Below are 8,452 nucleotides of genomic sequence, written 5' to 3'. Positions count from 1 at the left end.
GTTCTGGTTCTGGTTCTGGTTCTGGTTCTGGTTCTGGTTCTGGTTCTGGTTCTGGTTCTGAAGATACTAAACCCCGCTCTACAGAATCAAACTCATTTCCGTCCGAGTCGCCAGCAGCTAACTCCACTGGAGCGAGCGACGAATCGCTTTCTACATCAATTAAAGCCTTCTCACCATCTTCCATAGTTAATTCTTCAGACTCCTCGAACTTGCTACTCTGCTCTAGCGCTTTATCGAGCATCGCAATCCGCTCCTGCTGAGCCAATCGTTGAGCAAGCTTGTCATCTCCCTCCGATTCGACGTCGATCAGACCAGAAAACAAATTGTGCTGCTGAGCCACAAAAAGGAAAGACGCGACCAATATGACAACAATGGTAGCGAGCGCCGCAACCGGAACTCTAGCCGGAAGCTTCGTTTCCGGCTCAACTGCTCGCTCGTTATCATCTCCAAAGATGGCAGACCCCATATAAGTCTCAATGTTCTTAAGCAAGCCCCCACTTCTGACATAAAGAGCATCAAGCCGTGCATCTGTTAGAGACAGGTCTCTTTCATAACCGACACTCTTTAAACCAAGCTGAATGTACTCCCTGAGATCACCTCTCTTCAGCTTATTTAAGGACAAAACATGCAGCTCTTCAGAACGATAATCACCTACGAGCTCACCCATACTCTTGCTCGAACCAATCAGCAACACTACTGGCGAATCGGGTTGCGGCAACTCAAGAGTCGAGAGCACGCTTTTAATCAAGCCGGGCTCTGCACGATGAGCATCATCAATAATAAGCAAAGTTCTTTTCGATTTTTGGGAATAGAGACTTTCATAACTCGCTTTACAGCGCCCGAGTAGAGACTGCATATCTTCCGATGGAGCGGCAAAAACTGAGCTTTTGTTGGCGATATCTTGAACTAACGAAACAGGGGTCGACTCATCCTCAACCTCGGTGTAGATCACCTGTAGCTCAGATCTGAGTTCTGCAGCTACTTTTCGAAGAAGAGTTGACTTCCCTGCACCAAGCTCAGCCTCTAAAAACAACAGAAAATCACCAAAACAAGCGAGATGACGAATTGTTTCAAGCTGATGCTGGCGCTGAGCACCAGCATAAAAATAATCCGAATCAGCAGATAGGCCTTCTATTGCTTCACCATCGCGATCAAGCAAACGACGAGCAATCGAAAGAAAATGTTCCTGACTCATTAGCTACCTGCCCCAAGTAAGTTAGCGATTCCAGCAAGGCCTTTATCTTTTTATTTTTTCAGATACAACATCGAAAGCTAGCTCTACATCACTGCGGTAAAACCTGCATAAGAGCATGCATAGGAAAGTCACTCGTCACTTTAGCAAACCCGAGACGCTCCAACAAAACAAGGCGCAGTGCTCCGTCTATCACCTTTTTATCAACCGACATCAACTCAAGATAGTCGGAAGAAGACATTTCCACAGGACCTACTTTAGGTAAACCAGCAGAGGCCAGCATAGCGAGCACTCGCTCGACATCCGCCTTATTGAGATCGCCCAACTCTTGCGACATTTCTGCAGCCATCGCCATTCCAGCCGCAACAGCCTCGCCATGAAGCCAGTTGCCGTATCCAGCAAAAGTTTCAATTGCATGCCCAAACGTATGACCAAGATTCAAGATTGCCCTAACACCGCCTTCTTTCTCGTCTTCCTCTACAACCCTCGCCTTACAAGCACACGACGTCAATATCGCGTAGCGGAGACTTGATTCCTCCAACCTCCGGAGAGCACTCATATTGCCTTCAAGCCACTCAAAAAACGGGAGGTCACGAATCAAGCCATACTTAATTACTTCAGCCAGCCCTGCAGACACTTCTCGTTCAGGCAACGAGTTCAATGTCGATGTATCAATCACAACAGCCTTTGGCTGATAAAACGCACCAATCATATTCTTTCCCAAAGGGTGATTGATCGCTGTCTTACCTCCTACAGATGAATCAACTTGGGACAACAAAGTTGTAGGAACCTGGATAAAATCAACGCCACGCTGGTAGCTTGCGGCAGCGAAACCCGTCATATCGCCAATTACTCCGCCACCAAGCGCAATCAAGGTCGTACTTCTAGAATGTTTTCGCTCAAGCAATGCATCAAAGATTAGATTCAGATTTTCCCAAGTTTTGAATTGTTCGCCATCAGGAAGAATGACACTATCAACGTCAAAAGCGGACAAGGCCTTACGAAGAGAAGCTTCATAGAGGGGCGCGACTGTGGTATTTGAAACAATCATGACTCGCTTGCTTCGAATATGTTTCTCAAAATACTCTGAGCAAGAGACTAAATTGGAGCCAACATAGATCGGATAGCTCCGCTCTCCCAAATCTACATTCAAAATATCAACATTTTGGGACACTTCTTATTTTTCCTCTGCTGAAATACTGTCACTTTGCTCAAGCGCGTTAACAATACTTTTCACTATAAATCGCAATGACTTTTTATTTGTGTCGACAACAAAATCTGCAACCTCTCGATAGATAGGATCACGCACTTTCATAAGCTCCGTAAGCACCGTCATAGGGTCGCTGTCGCCCTGCAGCAACGGGCGATTTTTATCCTTATGCGTGCGAGTAAACTGCTGATCGACAGAGGTATTTAAATAAACAATATAGCCATTTCTCGTAAGATGATCTCGATTCTCCTGACGAATTAGAGCACCGCCTCCCGTTGCTAGAACCACGTCAGACTCTGTCGATAGATCACGAATCACGGCAACCTCTCGGTTTCGAAACCCCTCTTCACCCTCAACATCGAAAATCCACGGAATATCAGCACCAGATCGACGCTCAATCTCCTTGTCCGAGTCAACAAACTCATAAGAGAGCTCCGCTGCCAGCAATTTGCCTATAGTCGTTTTACCCGCCCCCATTGGACCGACCAACACAACCAAAGGCTTCTTCGTCCTATACGCCATTAAATAAGCCACTTAAAAAGTGAGAGTTTAACACCCTTTCAACCAACTGAACGAGCCGAACAGGCAAAAAAAAGCCGAGCTCTTAGGCCCGGCTTTTGACACTACTTTCCCTACTGATCTATCAAGCCATCTTTAATCAGTTTAGGCGTGATGAATATCAACAGCTCAGAACGCTGATCTATATTTTCAGTCTTCTTAAACAGATTACCAATGTATGGAATGTCGCCCAAGAAAGGCGTCTTGGTGACCGTTGTCGCCTGCTCAGACTGGAATATACCGCCAAGAACAATCGTTTCTCCATTACCAACGAGAACCTGCGTAATCACTTCGTTAGTATCAATACTTGGGATACCAGCTGTAACCTCACCACGATCATCCTGATTTACCTTCAGATCCATAATAACGTTATCATCTGGCGTAATTTGCGGCGTTACTTCCAGAGACAGCACAGCCTCTTTGAACGATACCGAAGTCGCACCAGAAGACGAAGCTTCTTGATAAGGGATCTCTTCGCCTGATTTGATAGTCGCTGTCTGACGATCCGCTGTAACGATTTTTGGCTGCGCTACAATCTCACCTTTACCGTCAGCCTCAAAAGCCGAGAGCTCTAAATCAAGTAACATATTATCTGTGGTGAAACCAATACCAAATGACGAAGCATTAGCTCGAGTCACGCCTAAGTCTACTGCCAGTGCACCAGGATATGTGACCGTACCACTATTAAAATACTCTACATTACCCTCGGTCGAGCCACTAAACCCCCAGTTGTGTCCGCCACCATTCGTATCAGTAGCGCCTGAACCACCCCACTGGATACCCATTTCTTCAGTAATGTTAGATCGAGCACGAACAATACGCGCTTCGATCAATACCTGGCGAACCGGAATATCCCAAGTATCAACCAAGGTACGGATCTGCTGCAACTTGTCCGATGTTTCTCGAACGCTAATCGTATTCGTTCTCTCATCTGAAGAGATATACCCGCGCCCAGAAATCAACTCTTGATCCTGCTGCAGCATGGCAACAATATCGGCAGCCTTCGCGTAGTTAACCTGAATGATTTCCAAACGGACTGGCGCCAACTCAGCAACCTGCTTGTTTGTTTCGATCTCAAGTTTTTCTCTCGCAGCAATCTCTTCTGCCGGAGCAACCAACATCACATTGCCTGTTGTGCGCTTATCAAGACCTTTCGTTTTTAGTACCAACTCTAGCGCCTGATCCCAAGGAACATTTTGCAAACGCAGGGTAATGCTGCCGCCTACGGTGTCACTTGCTACCAAATTCAATCCTGTAAAATCTGCGATCAACTGCAATACAGCACGAACCTCAATATTCTGGAAGTTAAGAGACAGCTTTTCGCCCGTGTAAGGAAACTTCTCTTTCAAGCGCTCTTCGGCTTCCTGTTCGGTCACCTTTTCAACACTGACAACAAACTGATTGTCCGCCTGATAGGCTAGGTAGTCATAATTACCTTCCGGCTTAATCACGATTTTTGCTTTGCCGTCTTCAACATACGACTCAATGCGGTGAACAGGTGTCGCAAAATCAACAACATCTAAACGTTGGCGCAAAGCCTCTGGAAGCTCTGCCCCCGAAATAACAAGCTGAATATTTCCACCAACCTCAGACATATCAATGTCTACAGAAGGATTGTTCAAACCAATAATGACTTGCCCATCACCCTTTTCTCCACGGCGAAAATCAATACTGGTAATATCGCTTGCAGCGGAAGAAGCGGTCACTTGCTCTGAAGATTCTTGGGAGGCGGAAGGTGCTGGCGCTGCTGCACCAACTCGCATGATCAGATCGTTGCCAGAAACCTCACTGGTGTATGGCGCCATTGTGGCTAAATCGATGACAAATCGCGTAGCCATCTGACCATCGCTATTCTCAGCCTCGATCACGGTCATTCGCCGGGCATTGCCCAAACCAAGTTCATGATAGCGCTTCCCAATACCATTCGTTGCGCCATCTACGGTCACAGAGATATCTGCTGTTTGACCGATACTAAACACTTTGGGTTTGGCAGGCGGCGAGTCAAAACTCAACACAATCTCTACTGTATCCCCAGGCATTGAGGCAAACTTCACGCCCTGTAATACCGCCGCATTGGCCACGGACATAAACATTGCCATGAACATCGATAAAGCTAATTTCGGCTGACCCAACATTTTTATTGCCCCAAAAACTCTAAGTAACTTAATTTCTGAATTCATTTTTTTCACTAGTCGCACGCTCCTCATCACTAAATTTCCTCTAGCGTCACAGAGCGTGGTCGCTCAATCCAACCACCAACACCGTTTGGTACAATTTCAATCAGACTTATGCTGCCTGTTTGAATTCCAACCACTCGGCCGTGATTCTTGCCCATAAACTGGCCTTCTTTCACACGATGCACACCGCCCTCGTTATCAGAGATTAGCGCCCATAGAGTGTCAGAGTCTTGCTTTTGCAAAGTTCCGACCATTCGAAGCTGCGTTAGCTGAAAGTACTCAAGCACTTCTTTCGGCCTATCTAGGTCTGGCTTGATGTTACTTTGATCTTCAGCAATCTGAATATTCGTATCCACTTTCTCAACTGGTGGGGTGAACGGAGATCGACTTCCTGCTTCTGAATACTCAAACGACTCGTACACAACCATCTCTGGCAGAGGCTCTATTCGCCCACCAGGCTTACTGTCTGCTTTCTTCATAAAGGCGTCGAGATCAGCATAACCCCCACTGCCTCCGCACGCCGTCAGCAATGCTGTACTCGCGATTAAGATAGAAGAAACTAAAACTCTACTCATTTTTTCTTCCTCTTATTTTTCTTCGCCCCGCCTTGCTCAGGATTATAGCGATACGTTTTCGCAGAGATCGTCATGACCAAATCACCAGCACTTTTGCCTGCGGGGTTTATATCGAAGTCGTGCAACGTAACGATTCGCGGCAAAGCGGCCACTCCACTAACGAATGCTGCCATATCGTGGTATGTACCTTGTACGGAAATATCAATTGGCAACTCAACGTAGAACTCACGAGAAACTTCCGGCTTCAAACCGATACTGTTGATAGCAAGCCCCGTCCCGAGTCCCGTATTCGTAATATCCTCAAGCAAACCCGGCACTTCAGTATCCGCTGGCAGCTGCTTGAGCAACTCACCAAAAGACTCTTCCATTTCGGCCATTTGTTGACGATAAGCTTCCAAATTTGCAACTTTAAAAGCCTTCGCTTCGTATTGCTGCTTTAAAGTTGCCTCTTCTTTTTCAATTCTATCTAGGGATGCATATTGATCCTTGATCATGAACCAATAACCACCACCAAGAATCAGTGCAAAAACCAACAACAACACGATGCCTTTGATCGGCGCAGGCCATGAGCCTGCATTATTAAAGTCAAGATCATTAACATCGAAGTTTTTTAAACTTTCCATTTGCTCTGCAAAACTCACAACTATTCTCCTTCTACTTCATCGGAGGCCGGCGTGACTTGCATAACAGCCATATCAAATGCACTCTTATCACCGCCTTTAGCTGCTTTCACATCTTTTAGATTTGGACTTGCAAACCAATCTGAGCCCTCAAGATTTCTCATCAAGCCTGAAATCCGATTATTTGAATCAGCTATTCCTTGAATAGAAACATTGTTTACCTTGCGAACGAGGCTTGTGTAGTAAAGATCTTCTGGCAAAGTCTTCACAAGCTCGTCAAAGACTCGAACGATCACTGGACGCGTACCCTGAAGATCCTGAATAACCTTCATTCGAGCCAGCAACTGCTCACGTCTTTCTTTAAGCTCCGCTATTTCCTTGGTCTTTTTATCAAGAACCGCCATTGAGGTTTTGATGTAAGCATTACGTGCTTTTTGCTCGGTAATCATTGCATCGACTTGGGTATTCCATAAAAAGAACAACCCTCCTGCAGCAATCGCTACAGCGACGAGCATCCCAATAAACTCTTTTTGACGCTTAGCGCGTTCTTCCTCGCGCCAAGGCCTTAGGTTAATACTTGGCATTAAACAAAACTCCTCATGGCTAAACCGCATGCAATCATCAGAGATGGTGCATCATTGCTCAGCGCGGATGCATTCACTCGAGAGTTAAGAGTCATGTCGGAGAAAGGGTTCGCAACGATCGTTTTGATGCCAACCTTCTCTTGGACCATATCAGACAACTCAGGAACTGATGCCACACCACCAGCAAGTACAACGTAGTCAACCTCGTTGTACTGACTAGAACCAAAGAAAAATTGTAGGGAACGAGCAACTTGCTGCACGACCGCCTCTTTAAACGGATCGAGCACTTCTCTCTCGTAATCGTCCGGAAGCCCGCCCTGTTTTTTAGCAAGACCTGCCTCCTCGAAGGAAAGACCATAACGACGCTGAATTTCTTCAGTGAGCTGTCGCCCGCCAAACAACTGTTCACGCGTGTAGACGGTGGTGTTATCCGCTAACACACTCAGCGTTGTCATTGTTGAACCAATGTCAACAATAGCGACAGTGCGCTCTTCGGCCGACTCATCCATTTGGCGAGCAATCAAATCAAAAGCGCGCTCTACAGCATGCGCCTCGATATCTACAATTTTGCTCGTAAGCCCGCCTATCTCCAGAGCATCTTCACGAAGTTCAACATTCTCTTTCCGGCACGCGGCTAACAGAACATCAACCTGATCAGCACTATCCTCAGATGGCCCGAGCACCTCAAAGTCGATTGCAACCTCATCCAGCGGATAAGGCACATACTGATCAGCCTCAACAGAGATTTGATCTTCGAGCTCCTGATCATTCAACCCGGCATTCATTTGAATGGTCTTGGTGATTACCGCCGAACCTGCAACAGCGACCGCTCCAAGGCGAACACTGCTACGCGATTTTGCGAGTACTTTTTTGACTGTTTCACCCACTGCTTCCACGTCGTTGATTGATTTCTCAACCACCGAGTTTGCAGGCAGAGGTTCAACCGCATAACTCTCCACACGAAGCTTGTCGCCATTCTTTGATAGCTCAAGCAACTTCACTGAGGAAGAGCTGATGTCGACACCGAGAACAGTGTCGTTCTTTTTTCCGAATAATCCAAACACAGAGAACCAACCTTCTAAATCGACTTGAGTTTCTCAAACCCGCGAATAAGCAACTAAGTTAGAGAACACACAGTACAATTCTTTACTAAAAGCACTCAAAATAGACGTATAATATTTACCGTCCGAATTTAAAGCTATTTCTAAGATAATAGACCTATATTCATAAACTGCTAGGAAAAACATGGCTCGTTTTGTGAGACTCTCCACCTTTTTTGTGTGGCTTGGCGCTGCAGCTGTTTGCGGCGCTGGCATATTGTTAAGCGCATTCTATTTATACCTTGCACCGCAACTCCCTGATGCGGCGCAATTGAGAACAACGCAATTACAGACCCCTATGCGTATATTCTCAAGTGACAACAAAAAACTCGCGGAGTTTGGTGAGAAGCGAAGAAGCCCTGTGGGAATCGAAGAAATACCCACCACTTTAACCTCCGCTTTTATCGCCGCAGAAGACAATCGCTTTTACGAGCAC

The 8,452-nt window shown here is 46.3% G+C and carries 9 protein-coding genes; 1 reads left to right on the top strand and 8 read right to left on the bottom strand.

The annotated features are described in order from the left end of the window. From A3751_RS04475 to A3751_RS04440, 8 genes are all read right to left on the bottom strand, one after another. Nucleotides 1–1,195, bottom strand: a 1,195-nt coding sequence (locus A3751_RS04475; RefSeq protein ID WP_068452665.1) for an ATP-binding protein, incomplete at its 3' end; no start/stop codon positions are given. 88 nt (nucleotides 1,196–1,283) lie between these two features. Continuing rightward, nucleotides 1,284–2,366, bottom strand: a complete 1,083-nt coding sequence (gene aroB, locus A3751_RS04470) for a 3-dehydroquinate synthase (RefSeq protein WP_156492251.1) — start codon at nucleotides 2,364–2,366, stop codon at nucleotides 1,284–1,286. A 3-nt stretch (nucleotides 2,367–2,369) separates the two neighbouring features. Continuing rightward, entirely contained in the window at nucleotides 2,370–2,924 is a 555-nt protein-coding gene (gene aroK, locus A3751_RS04465) for a shikimate kinase AroK (RefSeq protein ID WP_068452663.1), read from the bottom strand. A gap of 110 nt (nucleotides 2,925–3,034) precedes the next feature. Next, on the bottom strand, nucleotides 3,035–5,140 hold the full coding sequence (locus A3751_RS04460) for a type IV pilus secretin PilQ (RefSeq protein ID WP_156492252.1): 2,106 nt from the start codon (nucleotides 5,138–5,140) through the stop codon (nucleotides 3,035–3,037). A gap of 29 nt (nucleotides 5,141–5,169) precedes the next feature. Then, a complete protein-coding gene (locus tag A3751_RS04455; protein ID WP_068452657.1) occupies nucleotides 5,170–5,712 on the bottom strand; it encodes a pilus assembly protein PilP in 543 nt (180 codons plus the stop codon). Continuing rightward, nucleotides 5,709–6,353: a type 4a pilus biogenesis protein PilO gene (locus A3751_RS04450; RefSeq protein WP_068452654.1), complete on the bottom strand. Its 645-nt coding sequence runs from the start codon at nucleotides 6,351–6,353 to the stop codon at nucleotides 5,709–5,711. Before A3751_RS04450 ends, A3751_RS04455 begins: the two co-directional genes overlap by 4 nt. A gap of 2 nt (nucleotides 6,354–6,355) precedes the next feature. Then, nucleotides 6,356–6,916, bottom strand: coding sequence for a PilN domain-containing protein (locus A3751_RS04445; protein WP_068452650.1), 561 nt, complete (start codon nucleotides 6,914–6,916; stop codon nucleotides 6,356–6,358). Then, nucleotides 6,916–7,980, bottom strand: coding sequence for a pilus assembly protein PilM (locus tag A3751_RS04440; RefSeq protein ID WP_068452647.1), 1,065 nt, complete (start codon nucleotides 7,978–7,980; stop codon nucleotides 6,916–6,918). Before A3751_RS04440 ends, A3751_RS04445 begins: the two co-directional genes overlap by 1 nt. A gap of 181 nt (nucleotides 7,981–8,161) precedes the next feature. Here A3751_RS04440 and A3751_RS04435 point away from each other — a divergent pair. Continuing rightward, nucleotides 8,162–8,452, top strand: a 291-nt coding sequence (locus A3751_RS04435) for a transglycosylase domain-containing protein (RefSeq protein ID WP_197466172.1), incomplete at its 3' end; no start/stop codon positions are given.

It is taken from the genome of Oleiphilus sp. HI0080 (assembly GCF_001635135.1).
This window is presented reverse-complemented; position numbering and strand designations above follow the sequence as displayed.